Below are 16,001 nucleotides of genomic sequence, written 5' to 3'. Positions count from 1 at the left end.
TAGCTGCCCGATAAACCGGCGGTTTTGAGAGCGGAAAACCGTTCAAAATCAGCGAAGTGGCTGTAGATGCGCTGCAGGTTGATCTAGAGGATGCGAAAGGCGAGCATGCAGCGGGGGAGCAATTCGATCGGCGTCAGGCGCTACAATGAGCGTCTTGTGCTCTCGACGATTCGGCGGCTCGACGGTGCCTCCAAAGCAGATATCTCGAAGTTGACCGGCCTCTCTCCCCAGGCCGCCGTACGGATTGTCGACGATCTCGAGAACTCAGGCCGACTGGTCCGCGCAGGGCGCCGTACCGGCGGAATGGGCCAGCCCTCGATCATCTACAAGATCAACGGCGGCAGCGGCTGCACGGTCGGGGCGGAGATCGGCCGCGACCGGCTGACCTGCGTGCTGCTGGACTTCGACGGCGCGATTCTCGTCCGTTCCTCGCAGCCACATGATTTTCCTGTTCTCAAGGACGTGATCCGCGACATTGATGCGTTCATGACGACGGAACTGGGGCGCCTCCCGGACACCCAGCGCGACGGCTTTCTCGGCGTCGGCATCGCCATGCCCTGGTTCCTAGGCGAATGGCGCGATGAGCTGGGAATTACGGGCGCGCAGGCGCACGAATGGAACGGAAGCGCCGTGGAGGATCGCTTCCGCTCGGCGTTCGATGTTCCTCTCTTTTTCGAGAACGACGGCAATGCCGGCGCGCTCTCCGAGCTGCTGTCCGGCGCAGGGCTAGGATTTCGGGATTTTCTCTACATCCACCTCGGCAAGTTCGTGGGCGGCGGACTGGTGCTTGGTGGGCAGGTGCACGAAGGGCGTAATGGCAATGCCGGCGCGCTGGCCTCTATGCCGGTGCCGGGCGGCCGCAGCGGCACCGACGTGCTGCTCCACCGTGCTTCTCTCTACAGTGCAGATGTCGACCTGGCGGAGAGAGCCACCGATGACATGTGCAATGCCTGGTTGGATGATTGCGCGGACGCGCTGAGTTTCGCGATCATCGGCGCCAATAGCCTACTGGACCTCGAAGCAGTGATCCTGGGCAGCCCGCTCCCGCAGGAGCGCGTCGACGCGTTGATTGCACGAATGGAAGCTCGGATCGCAGCCGATGCGCCGCGCGACTTCTTTCAACCGCCTCTGCTCCGCGGCTGCAACGGTGAGATCGCGCCAGCCCTCGGCGCCGGCCTCCTGCCGCTTTTCGCTTCCTACTCGCCAAATCTCGGATCACTGATGAAGAGCCCCAACACGGATACGATATCGGAGACGATCTCGGCGTGAGGCTCGTCGAACGTCATCTGTTTTGCACTTTCGCCAGCTCAGCTGCGGCAATTCAACCGACGTATCGTGGAGATGTGCTTCAGCCGAGAATGGCAATTCGATTTCCACCAGCCGCTGCTGCCAGGTCATCCCTGAACGACGGCGGTTTTTGGGATCGTCAGCGGACGATCTGAACGGCCGGAGTTGGGGCGCTTTGCTGCCGGTCGATCGGCCCCGGTGCTCAGATAGTCCTTTATGGGCTCGCAGAAACTCGCGCTTTTCTGCGAGATCCGGAGAATGGCGCCCCATCAAGGACAAAGATGAACACGCCTGGCGATAGTGGATCGTGCCCGTGCGTTCAGCCTCGTCAAAGCCGACCGGCGACCATGTCCCGTGCAAAGTAGGAAACTCAATTTAAAGCAATCTACCTGCACGTGGATGTGGGGGAGCTACGAATGATTTTTTACCACTACACCACACGCAGCGCCATAAGATCGATCCTCGAGCAAGGTCTGACGCAAGGCGAGGCGCCGCTTAGTCACACGCGCGTTGCACGCGCAATCAACCTGACGACAGACCCTGACCCTTCCGGTCACGGACTCGACATGGGAGGACGCATAGTTACTGCGGAAGAATCTGCCTTGTTGGCGTCGAAGGGCTTCATTGTCCCGCCCGGAACAGTTTATGCGAACAAGCGCGAGGCACGGATCAGGATAAAAATCCCATCATCAGATCCAAAACTTAAGCATTGGCGCTCATGGTCACGCAAGCACTGCGAGCCGGGGTATCCAGATATCCTAGAGCAATCTGCAGGCGCGACTCCTCGCAAGGCTAGAACGTGGTGGCTCTATTTCGGCGTTGTTCCGCCAACATGCTTCGAAGGCATTGAGATACTCGTGCCTGAAGCATCTAGTTCAAGCGAGGGAACCGAGCGCAAAACTGCCGGCATAGCTTTTCAATCTGGTCCCCGATAACTTGGCTATCGCTATTGCCCGAAGCTGAGGTGGTGGGTCAGCTTTGGCAGTGCGCGCTATCTCAAGCTGTCCGACTGCATCCCGCCCAGTTCCTGAAGTTGTGGGTCTCTCACCTGCCGCGCCGAATCCCGCCGGTCCGCTTCCGCGGATTGCGCCTACAGCGGCCGTGCCGGTTCAGCAGATGTCTTCCTCTTGAACCAAGCTCGCTGGCCCGAGCCGGTCGGACTAAGTCGCGCCAGCTTGCCGCTCGGCAGTATTCGCTTCGAAGTGTCAACGCTTTCGGAAATTGTCTCTAAAATTTTTGGATCTGCTAAGCTGAGCGTGCTTCAGGCGTTCTTGCTCAGTCTTCCTAAGGCTATCAATCCGGTTATCAACAGGCGTTATTATCTCTGGGAATAAATTCCTCTTCGTCATATCAGTCTCCTGGTATCAATTGCTCTGCTCCAATTACCGTTCGCGTGCTTGCAACAATGGCTAACCCACGAGGAGGAAGCCATGACGCAACAAAAGCACGATGAAGATCAAGCGGTGGAAGCCATCCGCGATCTCGGCGATGGATTGCCTCGGCACGCCAAGAATTCTGAGCGGCGCCTAGCCGAGGAAAAGCTGCTTCGCCGCTTTTCGAAGAAGAGAAATTAAGCTTCCAGGCAAACGCCGGCACGACGCTGGCGCTTGCTATGCTCCAATCGGCTCGGCTGTGCTGCCTAGTGGAGCGGTCCTCAACACGGAGGACCAACATGACCTACCATGATCTGACCCGCTTCAAAGAAGCGAAAGTCATTCAGATCGACCCCGCGCATTGCACACCGCACCCTGCCAATCGCCGCGATCTTGCGCACGCTGCGGAACACATTGAAGGCCTCAAGGCATCGATTTTGGCATCGGGCCAGTTGGTGCCTGCGATCCTGCTCGCGGTCCCTGAACCCGATAAGCTGTACACCATCTTCGGCGCGTGCCGTGCCGCAGCCATTCATCAGCTGCGTCTTGAGGGCCACGACGTGCACCTTTCTGCGATTCTGATGGAAGGCGAGCTCGTGCTCGGCGATCTGATGATCGCAGCCGAACAGACCCGTACGCGGGATTGGTCGCAGTGGGAACGCGCCGAGCTGTTCGACCGGCTCGCGGCCGACATGTCGAACAGTGAAATCGCGCGCCAGCTGGAACTCAACAAAAGCACGGTTGGCCGAACGCGGAACGTCACCGCGCTTCCGAGACCATTCTTGGAACTCGTCGCCGATCGGCACGCGATCGAAGCGGAGCCCGCTCGCCTGTTCAACAAGGCATGGGCGTCGCCGCAGCGCATGATCCTCGCGAGGCACCTCGCCGAGTTGCTGGTCCGGGGCGAGAAGATCGCAGCAGCGGCCTTGTTTGAAAGCTGCATCGAGGCTCTTGCTCTGTCGGGCGAGGAGGTCGCGGCTGAACCCGGCGTGGTTGCCGACGGCACCGCCGATGCAGTGGGTGCCGCGCTCGCCGCCCTGCAGACGGTCGTCCGCGAACAGCTGGGCGACGAAGACGACGACAACGATGATATCGATCGGCATGACGGTAACGTTGATGCCGATGTGCGCCGTGCGTCGCGCGTCGAGCGCAAGCTCGAAGCCGGTCCGCGCATCGTCGATATCGTGCTCGAAGATGAGGAAGGCGAGATCATCGGCGAAGCCAAACGCACGACTACCGGTGCGCTGATCATCACGGTCGAGGCGGTGGACCAGTTTCCGGTCGATGCCGTTGGCGCCGCCATCACTGCGGCGCTGGTACGCCTGTTCGTCAACTGATCGGCGGGGGTTGCGGGCGCAACCCCATTTTCGTGTCCGATTGGCACGAAACCCCTTCAACACCAGAGATTAGAGCGAGAGGTAGAGGGTTAAGTGTGGGCCGCGCGATAACGTATTTGTGATCTGGCGATTGCCGATCTCAAATGCTTCGGGCCCACACTTCTCTTGCTTCGCGCGGGACAGGATGCAGCATGGGAAAGCCTCGATGGTATTCAAAAGGCCGCGAGGTATCGTCGGCCGACATCGCATTCGCGCTCGCTGAAAAACGGGCGGAGAAGAAAAAGCGCGCCAGGGTGTTGCGCGAGCAGATGCAGGCGCGCTTCAAGGCCGAGGCGGATCACCGCAAGGTCGGCGCCGCCATCCGTCGCGCAGTGCGCGAACAGGAGCGGCAGTTTCGAAAGACCATCCGTGCGGCTGTCCAGCCGTTGCCCGGTCGCGACTCGAAGAGCCGCGACCGGCAGTTCGAGGCGTTGCTGGGGCTGACCTTTACGCGTGCTTCGGTGAAGCGCGGCGACGGGCTGAGCAGCTTCCACTTCAAGGTCCGTTCGCGCGGATTCGGCGAGCGTCGCCAGAACCGCGCCCATATCTTCCGTGCTGGCGAAACCGTGAAATGCTTGCGCTACATTGTCCGCGCGGCCGCGCGCGAAATCCCGGAAGGCGGCCTCGTCAGCAATATTAGCGACGACCCGGAGTTGCTCGCCGGATTCTTCCAAGCGATCGAGGATTTCGAACGCAACGACCGCTCGAACGCGATGGTCTATATGTCGGCCGTCATCAGCCTGCCTCACGAACTTACCTCGTCCGAGCGCGAACAGGTGCTGCGCGACATTTGCGCCATCCTTGCCCGTCACGATCTCGGTCACGTCGGCGTGCTGCATGCACCGGACGCCGAGGGCGACCAGCGTAACTTCCATGCACATCTGCTCTTCTCGATGCGTCCGATCGAGGTGCGTGGTATGGGTGCCTTCGCCTTCTCGGCCGAAAAACATAGTGATCTCAACGATGCCAGCTTCATCGGCCAGATGCGCGAGGAGATCGCGGCGATCCTCAATCGCTCGATGGCCAGTGCGGGTCATTCACGGCGTTTCACGCACCTGAGCAAAGCCGCGCGTGGCCTGCCGGCAATGACGAAAGCGGAAGGTAAATCGGGTCCGGGCAAGAAGGCATTCGAACGCAAGAAACGCGATCTCGCGCTCATGCGCGCCGAGCGCGATTACATGGCCAGCCTGCGATCCGAATTCGCGCGGTTGCTTGCCCTGACCGGACGCATCGCATCGTGGCCTGTGCGAGACTTCGTGCAGGAGGCCAACCATCTCGCGCGCAAGGAACGAGTTCGGATTGATCGACAGGTCCCGAGCCGCTCGGTAGCCAGCATCGCAAAGGGACCTCGCGCCCCGTCGGATGGGTTGCCAACCTACCCGTACGTGATGCCTGATCATCGCCAAGATCCCGCCCGCATGCAGACGATCTCCGATCTTGTGGCTCGCTTGGGTGCTGAGCGCCATCTGCCACTCATCCAAGGCGACCCAAGTGTAGATGGGGGCGCCCCCCGTTACAGGTTGGAACCACTGGATCGGTTCGATCGCCGAAGCGACCTGTTCAACGCGGTCGCACCTTTTGAGGATGACGACCAAATTCAGACCGCATTTGCCGCCGCCCGGCGCCAGTCGATCGATACCGCCGAGACGATGATCACCCTGGGTTGCAATACGCCGCTCGCGCCGGATCAAGATCTGTTCATGAAGGACTTTGGGGCGCGAGACGAGTATTTGCAACGCGCGATTGCTTTGATGCTTCAAGATGCCGACTTCGTTGCGATGATCGAGCGTGTGCGGCTGTTCTGGGCAGACTGGTGGGTACGCGAGCGTCGCCATAAGGCCGAGCTGGCGTCACTGCCGGTGAGCAGCATCATGGAACCGCCAACCGAAGCCATGGAATGCCAGGTGTTGCGCCCGCAACACCCTGAATATCCGACCAAACGTCCGGACGGCGCCGAACGTTAGGGCCGTGCCGGCGCGCTACGGCGCCACGATCATGGATCGAAGGGAATTGGGAATTGCCTGCGGCTGTGCCGAAAGGTGAAATTTTTCCTGCCCTCCTCCTCGTCTGCAGTCGACGGCGAAAGGGCCAAATGAGAACCACATGAATCAGAATTATGCCCAACGGCTGTCCGAAGCCGAAGTGATCGGAGCGAGCCTTGCTCTCGTGAAGCACGCGGGATGGACCATCCAGAAGAACGCGCAGGTATCGTTAGCCCCCAGCTTCTGGAATTACCTTTACCTTCCCGAACCCGAGCTGCTGCTGGTGCCCAGCATCAATGCGAGCGTCGGCGCACGATTCCCCGTTACGCGAGCCGTGCAGGAGGCCCGCAGTGACGCGATGGTGATCACCATCCGCAAGAGCCGTGATGGCGAGCGACAGGCTTCCGCTGACCTTGCAATCTGGTCGTCGCGCCAGGTGCTTTGGTTTGGGCCGTTCCTTCCGTGGCTTGGCGAAGGAGATGACCTGTGGCTCATTCCCGATGTTGCATCGCTCCTCGCGCCTTCGTTTCGGCTGGGAGGCGGTCGGCTCAACGCGGTCCCGCGGCCCTATCATGATGAGGGCGACCGTCGGCGCGGGCTAGCCGAAGCGCGTCTGCTCATCGACACTGCGGTGGAGGGCTGACGATGGCCAAGTGGATCAGCCCCAGCGCAGCGATGAACATGGTTTTCGATGATCCGGCACGCGTGGGTTCCGACAGCGACTTCGGCTTTGCGATCCTGTGGGCGAGCGATGGGAAGGGGCGCGATCACAGTGTCGCTGACCTTGCCCGCGCCAAACTTCAACCATGCAAACCTGGTACGAACGCTCTGGCCTCGCAGACTGCGGGGTGGCCAACCACCGCATGCGACTATCGCCTTGTACTTGCGAGGGGGGTGCCGGACATAAGCGCGCGAGAACTGACCGAGGCTTACGATCGCGCGGAGGGAGGTCAAAACCTGCTCGCGATCGTTCAGACCTTGCGCTTCGACGCCGACCTCCCGCGCCACGCCATGATGCATGCGGCATATATGTATGCCGCCATGTCCCTGCAGCCCAAGCGGCTCAGCAGCATCATAGTGCAGCATATGCCGAGTGATGCTCGATCCGTCCGTGCCCCGCACGTTCATGTACTGACGCTCGCCCGAACGCATCGTCTGTCGGGCTTTGGCGAAGTGCACTCAATATTCGATGACTCACCAGCGCAAATGCACCGAGCGTTCGAGACCGATTGGCGCAAGGTTCGGGACGCCCTCGTCAGTATCGGAGCCTGACGGGGCGGGCTGGCTGCCGCGCAGCCAGCCCGGAAATTCATGAGGACGGAAGGGGCTGTGTCCCTGGGACTGGAGAGAAAACCAGGGGCGCGTGGACCAACTCAATCAAGGATATTGTTACATGACCATCTTAGTTAACGAGACGCTCGAAACCGTCAGCGCCATGGTTCCCTGCGTGATGCCGGCCGCATGCGCGCAGCGCGCCTCGATCGTCGCGGCTGGAGAGCGAGGGGAGCAATTCGACCTCACGACAATTTACGTCCCGCACGGCGAAACATATTTCAGCGCTGTCACCGATCTTTCGCTCGTCGACGCGGCCGAAATCCAAAAATATTTGGGATGCTCGCCGGCCACCGGCTGCGTCATCGCGGTCGCCACGGCAGATGAAGGCCGACCAGTGCCGTTCGGCATCGCGATCCGACGCCGGAAGCGCTTCAAGCTCGAGTACGGCTATTTTCTTGTCACGCCCCGCGGTCGGGATGGCGTGTTCATGTCGAATGACGCCCGACTCCCGTGCTACCGCTTGCGCGGCGGAAAACTTACGGTAGTACCGCGCCCCATCCGCGCCGACTTCGACTGAAGGCCTGGAGGCGCATGCAAAGAGACCATCTGCGGTAACCTCATCCTAACAAGCGGCTGCCAGAATAAATTCCGACATCGGCGTCGGAATTTTCTTCGGCAGCCGCTTTATGGATTGGAAGCTGCGTGCTCGAAGGACCGATCGCCGAAACGGCTGAAACCGTTCCGCTGACCTCGGACGAAGTAGCCAGTGTCATTGCCCGATTTGAAGCGTCGGAATGGGCGCGATTGAAGGTTGCGGCGCGTCGTCTGGGTCACAGATCCGGCATGGATCCCGAGGATCTGCTTCAGGAAGCTTGCTTGCGCGCGCTGCGTGGAACGCGCAAGATCGACCGCGGCCCCAATGCTGTCTGGACAATGATTGGTTCGATGAAGAGCATCGCATCCAATGAAATGGAGAGACGCGAAGGGGTGTTGCGACCACTCGTCGTCCCGCCTGAGTTTCTGGCGCTATTCGCCAGTGAAGATCTGGGGCCGGAGTCCTTCACCATATCAAGCGTTGATAATGGCCGATTGCTTGCCGATGTGCGCAACGCGCTTGCGGGCGATCAGACTCTGCTGCGTTTGGTGGACGCGCTCTGCGACGGACTATTCGGTCAACGCCTCGAGAAACATCTCGATCTGGACCAGCGTGGCTTGGCGGCCCTACGAACTCGGCTGAAGCGCACACTTCGTCAATTACAGCTCGACTTCAAACGCCGACAAACTGGCTAATACTGGCGCGGTCTCATTCACCTAGCTATTGCGAGATCGTCGCGCGCCAGCCAAAATCCGGGCACCAGACCAGCATAGCGCTGCTTCTGGCGGGGGGTCGCGCCAAGTGTCACCAACATCAACGAGAATGGCGTGTGCTGCGCTTTTCCGCTGACATCCAGAAATTTCACTCGCCCTTGGAGCAGGTAAATATCGGCGTCTGCACTGAGGGTATCATGAAACCAACGTGAATCAGTCCGCACCGGCACGAGACAGACGACCGTTTTGACATTGCCTGCTCGCCACTGATCGTGCGCGCGACGCAGCCACTTGAGCAGCTCGGAAAATGGCGGATTGACGAAGGCAAGTTCGCCAGACCAGTCATCGACTAGACCATCACCGCCCTCGTCAAGCAATATCCTGCGTCGGGCAATAACTGGGCTCGCGGCGTTTGCGCATGGATCGATGGCGATATCGCCAAACGCCTCGTAGATGTTGGCCATGAAGTCGCCTGGGGTAAAGCGACTATCGCGATCATCCTTCTGATCCTGCCCCCAATACGCCCGTTCTGGCGCGCGCCGACGAACGCGAGGCGCAAGCACCGCCAGCAGTCGAAGGAGGCTCGCAACCGATCCGTCGCCGCGCTCGAGACTCGCGATGGTCGTTTTGGAAAGGCCCGTCCTCGCAGCTAGCTCTGCCAGCGAAATCGATCGCCGCTGACGTGTGGCGCGCAACTGCTGGTGCAATGTTTTGCCCGCCCCCAGTCCGGTCAGGCGAAAGTCCAGCGCGGTCATCGCCATTACCAGCGTGCGGACAGAGCCCACCCCTTTCTCCAGCCGCTTTATTGACTGCGAATCGACGCCGAGCCGTTTGGCAAGTGTCTGCTGGGACCATCCTGCCGCGCGCCGCGCCTCACGCAACTCTTCGATCAAAATGTGACCCCGTTCTGGTTCATATTCTGATCGGGAATTAAGATCGCTTTGTTCGGAAACAATAGGTCGCTCGGGATTGGTTTGCGGGGGAGGCCCGGTCGGCCGGCGGCGAGAACCGGGCACGCTTACGACGAGCCTTTTTCAGCTGCGCCATTTAGGCTTGTCTCGCGGCTCGGTCCAGCGCGGTCCGCTCTTCGAACCGGTCAGGCTGCCAAGTGCTCCAGGTCGTAGCGTCTCAGCCATGGAAGCAGCGATTCGACGGAGCTTGAAGGATACAATGAGTTGCGCGCGAAGTCGGCGACGCGCGCGAGTTCGTTTCGGAGGAAGTCACCGGCCTTGTCCTCGCCGGCGGTGTGGCCATCCGGCATGACGACGACGAAGTCGAAGATCGTGGCGTGGTCCTTTCCGGGTGACCGGCGCAGGATGCGCCCGCGCCGCTGGATGAACTGCCTGGGGTTGCGCGAGCTCGCGATGAGGTAGGCCGTCCTGCAGGCCGGCACGTCGATGCCCTCGTCGAGGCAGCGGATCGCGACCATCGCCTCGGTCTCGCCATCCTTGAACCGCCGCAGGATCTCGCGTCGCTGCCAGCGGTTCTCGTCGGACGTGAACGGCGACACGCTGACACCGCGGCGGAGCAGCATCTGCGCCACCGCGTGACGCTGCTTCATCTCGGCCTGACCGCCGTCTGCGTCACCATCGCCTTCGTCGTCGTCGTCCACGAGGGTCCGGCCGTCGCTGCAGTAGAAGAGCGAGTGCTTAGCAACCTTGCGCCCTTCAAGGAGCCGATCGAGCTCGACCATCTTGTTCTCGGCGGCGCCGACGAGCCTCGCCCGCCGCATGAGCAGGGCCTTCAAGCGTTCCCCGCTCGGCGAGGCCATGTCGCTCTTCGCGGCCATGAAGGCGCGCGCGATCTGGTCCGACAGGTCGAGGTAGTCCTGCGCCTCGCGTTCGGTAAGCTCCACCGGCACCGGGAAGTATTCGTAGGGCGTGAGCACCTTGTCCTGAACGGCGTCGGCGAGGCCGTATTCGAACACCGGCTTGTCGTAGACCGCCTTCAGCCGCTTGTTCGCGTCGTCGTCCATGTAGTGGAACGGCGTGGCCGAGAGCCCCAGCCGGAACCTGGCGCCGGGTAGCAGCTTGCCCACGAAGCCGACACCGCCGTGATGGTGGCATTCGTCACCGATGAAGAACAGCCGGTCCTGGTCCAGCTGCCCGGCGAACGCCTGGAAGTGATCGGTCTTCAGCGTGCGGTTGACCACGACGATGGCGAGGAACTCGCGCTGTTCGCCTCTGTTGCGGCGCAGGTATGCCTGGACGGTCGCCTCCCACTCCGACCGCGAGCCGTAGCAGCGGATCGCATGGATGTTGAACATCGCGAGCTCGGAGACCCATTGATCGGCGAGATCCTGGTAGGGGACCGCCACGATCAGGGCGATGCCCTCGTTCGCCTCCGCGATGCGGGTCGCGGCGTAGATCGCCGTGATGGTCTTTCCGGCACCGGTCGCCAGTTCGAGGATGCCGTTGTGTCCGTTCGCGGCCCATGCCCGGAGGGCGTCCAGCTGATGCTCGCGCATGGCGAAGGGCGAGCCGTGGATCGTGGCCGGAACCTTCGGCTGCGAGGTCGTCGTCCCCGTGCGGCGTTCGACGAACGCGCGTATCCGCTCCTGCTCCTGATCGCTGGTGGGGCGGTCCGGGAAGCGCTCCATCACGAAGTTCAGTCCCTCCTCGACCGCCTCGGGAATGCCGCAGACGATCGTCGAGCTGCCCGTTTCTCCCGACCATAGCCGCGAGAAGTTGGCGGCGTGGTTCTCGACGTAGCCCTTCTGCCCCTCGGTCCAAGACCGGAAGACGGTGATCTCCTCCGAGTTGAAGCGCGGGTCGAGCGCGTGCATCGTCTCGTTCATCGATCCGCTGAAGGACACGACGTCGCCGAGCTTGTCCTCGAGCAGGCCGATCTTCTGATGGAACATCCCTCTCGGGCGCACCGCCACCTTCATCTCCAGCCGGCCCGACCTGAAGAGCCAGGCGAGCAGCCGGATCCGGTATTCGAGCAGGCTGCCGGGGTGCTCGCCGATCAGCTGCTCGAAGCTGGGCAGTTCGGTCTCGTCCCACGGCAGGCGCTCGCCCTCCGTAATCGCGTCGAAGTCCTCCGGCGCGACGAGCTTGCCGAAGATCAGCTGGATGCGGCCCCCGCTCGCGACGAGCGTCGACATCGCCGCTGGCGCGTTCAGCAGTACGCCCAGCGAGAAGAAGCCCACGGCGCGGCGGTAGCTCGTGGCCGCGCTGAGCGTGGGCAGGAAGAAGTCGTTGTAGAGGTCGTCGGCCTCAGACGTGTAGTTCGTCCGCAGCCCCAGCGAGCGGAACATCAGAAGGAGGGCGCGACCACTTCGGCCGTCGGCTTCGCCGCGGCCGGCGGTCGGACCCCGATCGAGTTCAGCCCTCGCCAGACTGCGTCCTCGACGTCGAGATCGGCGAAGCGGTCGATCCACGACTGGATCAGCTCAAGGCCGCCGTTGGCGTATTCCTCGTAGATCTGGACGCACTCCTTCTCGCGCTCGGGCCGGAGGATGTCGGAGGTCTTCGCGTCGGCGAGCGCGAGCGCGAAGATCGCGTCGACGGCCTCGTTAAGCTGATACTGCGCGCCGGCGATGTCCTCAGTGCCCGCGTTCGGATCGAGCGGCAGCTTGCGCCGCTCCTTGTAGCCGAGCACCGCGCAGAAGGTGAGCGCCTCGCGCAGTGTCGGGAACATGGCGGATTCCTTACCGCCGAGCTTCTGGAGAGTGCTTTCGTGCAGCTTGCTGCGCTTCACGGGCGAGTGGATCAGGCGCATGGCTACGCGACCTCCGTGATGCGGGTGCCGTCGATCTCGCTGCCGTAGGCTGTGAGGTCGTAGGTCGAGCCGCGAATCTCGATCGTCTCGGGCTGCTTGCCAGCGCCGTCGCTGCGATTGTGGCGGGTCAGCACGTACTCCTGACCGACCTTGTCCGAGAGCGTCGTCATGACCGCTTCGGACGCCTGTGAAGTCGACACCAGCAGTATCACCTGCGACGCGAGGTTCGGCAGGAATTCGGCGACGCCGCGGCGGTAAAGCGGATCGAGGTGTCCAAACGGCGAGTCGACCACGAGCGGCGCGACGGTTCCTGGCAACAGGATGTCGTCCAGGTCCTGCTCGCGCTCCTTCGCATACTTGGCGATCGCGCCGGTGAAGGCCAGACCGAGCAGCTGATTCTCGCCGGTGCTCTTAGCGATTTCGACGCCGCGCTCGTCGAAGAGGCGCAGCTGATAGTCGCGGTCCAGCCTCACCGTCGCGGGCTTGCGCATAAAGCGCTTCACGATCGAGTCGATCTCGGCCTCAATTGCGGCCCTCGCGGCCTCCTCCTCGCCCTTCAACCGGTTCTCAAGCCGGGCGGTGAGTGCCGCCGCGAGCTGCGCGCGCTTAACGAAGCGGCGTGCCGCGTCCGACTTCCTAACGAGCTCGTCGCGCTTCGCCTCGGCCTCCGCCTTCTGCCGAGCGAAGCCGTTGATCGAGGTCTGCACGTCGACCTTCCTGCTCATCGCTTGGTTTCGCTGCGTCTGCGCGCGCGACCGGGCCGCCTCCTTCTCCGCGATGTCTGTTATCGGGTTGGCGGCTAGCTCCTTCGAGATCTCGACGAGGTCTGCGTCGAGCCGTTGGATCTCGGATTCAACCTTGCGAAGATCCTCGTTGTTGCGTTCGTAGTCGCTCCAGGCGGTCTTGGCCTTCTGCTCAAGGCGGCCGAGCGCGGTGCTCGTCGTCATCACGCGCGACATGACCGCTTGGTCCCCTGCGTTCTCGAGCAGCGACTTGATCTTCTCGTATTCGGTGCTGCCCTTCTCGATCGTCGTTCCGCAGATGCAGACGCCGTCCTCAAGGATCTCGCCGACGAACTTTTGGTCGTAAGGCGCGGGCAGCTTCCCGCGCGTATCCTCGGCCTTGATCACGACCGAGGCCTCGGAGACGAGTTCCTCGGCCAGCACCGACGTGGCGAAGTTTTGCATCCAGCCCTGTGAGCGTTGCAGCGCCTTGACCTTCTCGCTCTCTCGCGTCTGCAGTTGCGCCTCAATCTTCGCGCGCCGGGCCTGCGCCCCTTTGGCCGGTTTTGCTCCGGCGAGCTCTTGGTTGAGCCGGTCGATGCGCGCGTTGGCAGACTCGATCTCCGCGTCGAGCTTGTGGAGCTCCTCCTGGGATCGCGCGATGCGGCCGGCGGCCTCCTCAATGTCGCGCTCGGCGTCCCGGGCCTCGGAACCAGTGTTGTCGGACGCCTGGCGATTATACTCCTGCCAGACCTTGCGCAGATCCTCTAGCGCCATGCGGGCGACCGTCGAGCCGAGGATGCCCTTCACCGCCTCGCCGAACTTACGCGCGCCCGTGGCGCCAGTGTAGCGGCTGGTCGCCTCGCCGTAGAAGAAGAAGTGCGGCGCCATTTCGCGCGGCACAACCGAGTTGATGAAGCGGTCCGGCCGGTGGCTTGATGAGGGCACCTCGCCCCCGTCGATCAGCTCGGTGAGGCGGAGGCCGTGTGTGGTCTCGGTCTTCTGCTCATACATGCGGCAGGCACGGTAGGTCTTGCCCTCGTGGCGGAAGTCAATCGAGACCTTTGCCCTGAGAGCGCCATCGTTCTCCATCGCGAACTCGTTGACCAGCTTGGAGGGATTCTCGAACTCGCTGTCTGCCGGGAGGATGCCGAAGAAGCACCAGTTGATGGCGGCAAGCAGGCTGGTCTTGCCGACGCCGTTTTCGGCGCGGATCAGCGTCACATTCTTCTCGGCATCGGTGGAGACGAAGAAGTCGTTCAGGCCATGGAAGCTGCGCCAGTTCTCGATTCGGATGAATTCAATCAGCATAATTCAGACCCGGTCGATGCTGGATTCGATAATGCGCTTGACCTCGCCCGGCATGCCTCGGCCGGTCTCTCCATTGAGGAAGTAGGAGCCGCGAACTTTGTCGACGATCTGCCGAATGATCTTGTCCATCTCGCGCTCATCAAAGGCTTCCGTGCTTATCGAGCTACCGGCCTCCATAACCCACCCCTCTTATTCGATGAGCGCGTAAACGCCCTTTTCGCGAGGCTAGCCTTTCGCGACACGAAGTTACAAGAGGTTCCGTGTAGCTGTGGGCGTCGCCGGGATCGTCACCATGGCGGCAACGACTGTCGACGCGGCATTCGCTCATCTACCTGCTCGCCATGACGGGCCACAAGTGCTTGAGCCAGCGGACAGCTGGACATGTTCAGCTACGACGCCGGCGTCGTCTACACGGCGGGCGCGGCCGCGATGGTGCTGATCATCTGGCTTGGCGGCTGGACGAGCGACACGCAGGCGCAGCGGCTCGAGATCCTCGGCTGGGCGCTGCTCGGCATGTTGGCCGGCGTTCCGGCGGTGATCATTTCGTTCGCGATCGGCGGCTTGGTCGGCCGGCTGAAGGGCGGCATCGGGCGGCGAGTTTCGAGGCAAGCTCGGCGAGCGGCGAGCCGGCTGCGCAGGTGACGACGACCACCACAGTTGCGCAACCAGCACTTTCAGGCAGCGAGGTCCGCTAGGCGGCGCGGCTAGCCCGGATAATCCAGGTGACGGCTGCCAGATAGATCACGACCCAGCCGATCATCAGGGGCGGGCTACCGCCAGTGAGGAATAGACCGCCACCGAGGAACAGCAGGAAGAAGAACGGCTTTGGCCAGGCGATCGCGATGCGCAGGACAATAAACGCGCCGATCGCCCACGCCGCTAAGATCAGAGTCGCCTTGATGAGGTAACAGATGACACCGAGCGCTAGCATGCCGAGCAGAATCTGCGAGCCGAGCGATGGACGATCGACGACATAGACGGGAATCGGTCGCGGCATGGTTGTTCCTCCGTCCTCGTCGATGCGCTAGGCTGGCGTTCGATGCAACGGCGCTTACGCGATCTAGAACTTCGACGCTTCCTCCGGCGGCATCACGCCCTTTTGGCAGGTGCCTTCGAAAAGGGTCATCTGTGGCAGGTTCGGGCCGCTATACACCTCAACTCGCATCGTCCCGGTCCTGCGGTTGATCTCCGTCGTCTTCTGGGTGGAGACCGCACCGTTGTTCATTAACTGACCTACCTCGCTGATGAGGTCAGCGCCGACATTCAAGGTGCACTCGAAACCCTTGTCTTGGCACGGAGAGACGAACCGCTTCTCCTGATCGCTATAGAAGTGCAGCGAAGTCTGGAACTGGTTGCCTGGATGGATCTTGAGCAGGTAGGAGACTGGCTCCTTCTTGTCGCCGACTGTGCTCTGCCCATCGCACTCCAGCACAATCGCGTTGTCGGCGGTTTCTGTCGCGCTGTTCTCACTCTCGCTCGAACACGCCGCCGTCATCAGCGCAACGATGCACCCCACCGCGATCCGCGCTTCCCCCATCTTCAACACCTGGCCCCCAATATCTGATCGACGTTGGCTAACCGTCTGGAAGCGTAGGCGGCAAGCGCTTTCGATCAGCACCAGGTCCCGTTATCTAGGTCGGATAC

16 protein-coding genes are annotated in these 16,001 nt (G+C 61.9%); 9 read left to right on the top strand and 7 right to left on the bottom strand.

Annotated elements, in window-relative coordinates; all coding sequences use genetic code 11:
• The first annotated feature begins 90 nt into the window (after window positions 1-90).
• The 8 genes from BDW16_RS08755 (at window position 91) to BDW16_RS08725 (ending at window position 8,583) form a co-directional block, all read left to right on the top strand.
• Window positions 91-1,269 carry an ROK family transcriptional regulator gene (locus BDW16_RS08755; protein ID WP_241230621.1) on the top strand — a complete coding sequence of 393 codons (1,179 nt, stop codon included), beginning with the start codon at window positions 91-93 and terminating at the stop codon, window positions 1,267-1,269.
• A gap of 1,448 nt (window positions 1,270-2,717) precedes the next feature.
• Entirely contained in the window at window positions 2,718-2,861 is a 144-nt protein-coding gene (locus BDW16_RS21300; RefSeq protein WP_157081449.1) for a hypothetical protein, read from the top strand.
• Window positions 2,862-2,959: 98 nt separating this feature from the next.
• Window positions 2,960-3,997, top strand: coding sequence for a ParB/RepB/Spo0J family partition protein (locus tag BDW16_RS08750; RefSeq protein ID WP_066582065.1), 1,038 nt, complete (start codon window positions 2,960-2,962; stop codon window positions 3,995-3,997).
• A 191-nt stretch (window positions 3,998-4,188) separates the two neighbouring features.
• Complete coding sequence (locus BDW16_RS08745; protein ID WP_066582063.1) at window positions 4,189-6,000, top strand: MobA/MobL family protein; 1,812 nt, start codon at window positions 4,189-4,191, stop codon at window positions 5,998-6,000.
• Window positions 6,001-6,139: 139 nt separating this feature from the next.
• On the top strand, window positions 6,140-6,661 hold the full coding sequence (locus tag BDW16_RS08740) for a hypothetical protein (RefSeq protein WP_066582061.1): 522 nt from the start codon (window positions 6,140-6,142) through the stop codon (window positions 6,659-6,661).
• 2 nt (window positions 6,662-6,663) lie between these two features.
• Window positions 6,664-7,290: a hypothetical protein gene (locus BDW16_RS08735; protein WP_066582060.1), complete on the top strand. Its 627-nt coding sequence runs from the start codon at window positions 6,664-6,666 to the stop codon at window positions 7,288-7,290.
• A 121-nt stretch (window positions 7,291-7,411) separates the two neighbouring features.
• Window positions 7,412-7,870 (top strand): hypothetical protein, encoded by a 459-nt coding sequence (locus BDW16_RS08730; RefSeq protein ID WP_100362735.1) that lies wholly within the window; start codon window positions 7,412-7,414, stop codon window positions 7,868-7,870.
• Between the two features lie 125 nt (window positions 7,871-7,995).
• Window positions 7,996-8,583 carry a sigma factor gene (locus BDW16_RS08725; protein WP_126006309.1) on the top strand — a complete coding sequence of 196 codons (588 nt, stop codon included), beginning with the start codon at window positions 7,996-7,998 and terminating at the stop codon, window positions 8,581-8,583.
• A gap of 17 nt (window positions 8,584-8,600) precedes the next feature.
• Here BDW16_RS08725 and BDW16_RS08720 read toward each other — a convergent pair whose 3' ends face one another.
• From BDW16_RS08720 to BDW16_RS21295, 5 genes are all read right to left on the bottom strand, one after another.
• The gene (locus BDW16_RS08720; protein WP_066581790.1) at window positions 8,601-9,494 is read right to left on the bottom strand and encodes a DNA N-6-adenine-methyltransferase; all 894 of its coding nucleotides are present in this window, start codon (window positions 9,492-9,494) and stop codon (window positions 8,601-8,603) included.
• Window positions 9,495-9,697: 203 nt separating this feature from the next.
• On the bottom strand, window positions 9,698-11,860 hold the full coding sequence (locus BDW16_RS08715; protein WP_066581793.1) for a DEAD/DEAH box helicase family protein: 2,163 nt from the start codon (window positions 11,858-11,860) through the stop codon (window positions 9,698-9,700).
• The gene (locus BDW16_RS08710; RefSeq protein ID WP_066581795.1) at window positions 11,860-12,324 is read right to left on the bottom strand and encodes a hypothetical protein; all 465 of its coding nucleotides are present in this window, start codon (window positions 12,322-12,324) and stop codon (window positions 11,860-11,862) included. Before BDW16_RS08710 ends, BDW16_RS08715 begins: the two co-directional genes overlap by 1 nt.
• 2 nt (window positions 12,325-12,326) lie before the next feature.
• Window positions 12,327-14,357 carry an AAA family ATPase gene (locus BDW16_RS08705; protein ID WP_066581798.1) on the bottom strand — a complete coding sequence of 677 codons (2,031 nt, stop codon included), beginning with the start codon at window positions 14,355-14,357 and terminating at the stop codon, window positions 12,327-12,329.
• A gap of 3 nt (window positions 14,358-14,360) precedes the next feature.
• Window positions 14,361-14,534 carry a hypothetical protein gene (locus tag BDW16_RS21295; RefSeq protein ID WP_157081441.1) on the bottom strand — a complete coding sequence of 58 codons (174 nt, stop codon included), beginning with the start codon at window positions 14,532-14,534 and terminating at the stop codon, window positions 14,361-14,363.
• 204 nt (window positions 14,535-14,738) lie between these two features.
• Here BDW16_RS21295 and BDW16_RS08700 point away from each other — a divergent pair, with 204 nt between their 5' ends.
• Window positions 14,739-14,999 carry a hypothetical protein gene (locus BDW16_RS08700; protein ID WP_066581801.1) on the top strand — a complete coding sequence of 87 codons (261 nt, stop codon included), beginning with the start codon at window positions 14,739-14,741 and terminating at the stop codon, window positions 14,997-14,999.
• A 49-nt stretch (window positions 15,000-15,048) separates the two neighbouring features.
• Here BDW16_RS08700 and BDW16_RS08695 read toward each other — a convergent pair whose 3' ends face one another.
• On the bottom strand, window positions 15,049-15,354 hold the full coding sequence (locus BDW16_RS08695; protein WP_066581803.1) for a hypothetical protein: 306 nt from the start codon (window positions 15,352-15,354) through the stop codon (window positions 15,049-15,051).
• Window positions 15,355-15,417: 63 nt separating this feature from the next.
• Window positions 15,418-15,975, bottom strand: a complete 558-nt coding sequence (locus BDW16_RS08690) for a hypothetical protein (RefSeq protein WP_125958878.1) — start codon at window positions 15,973-15,975, stop codon at window positions 15,418-15,420.
• Window positions 15,976-16,001 lie beyond the last annotated feature (26 nt).

Origin of the sequence: Sphingomonas koreensis, from assembly GCF_002797435.1 — a bacterium.
Taxonomy (GTDB): domain Bacteria; phylum Pseudomonadota; class Alphaproteobacteria; order Sphingomonadales; family Sphingomonadaceae; genus Sphingomonas; species Sphingomonas koreensis.
This window is presented reverse-complemented; position numbering and strand designations above follow the sequence as displayed.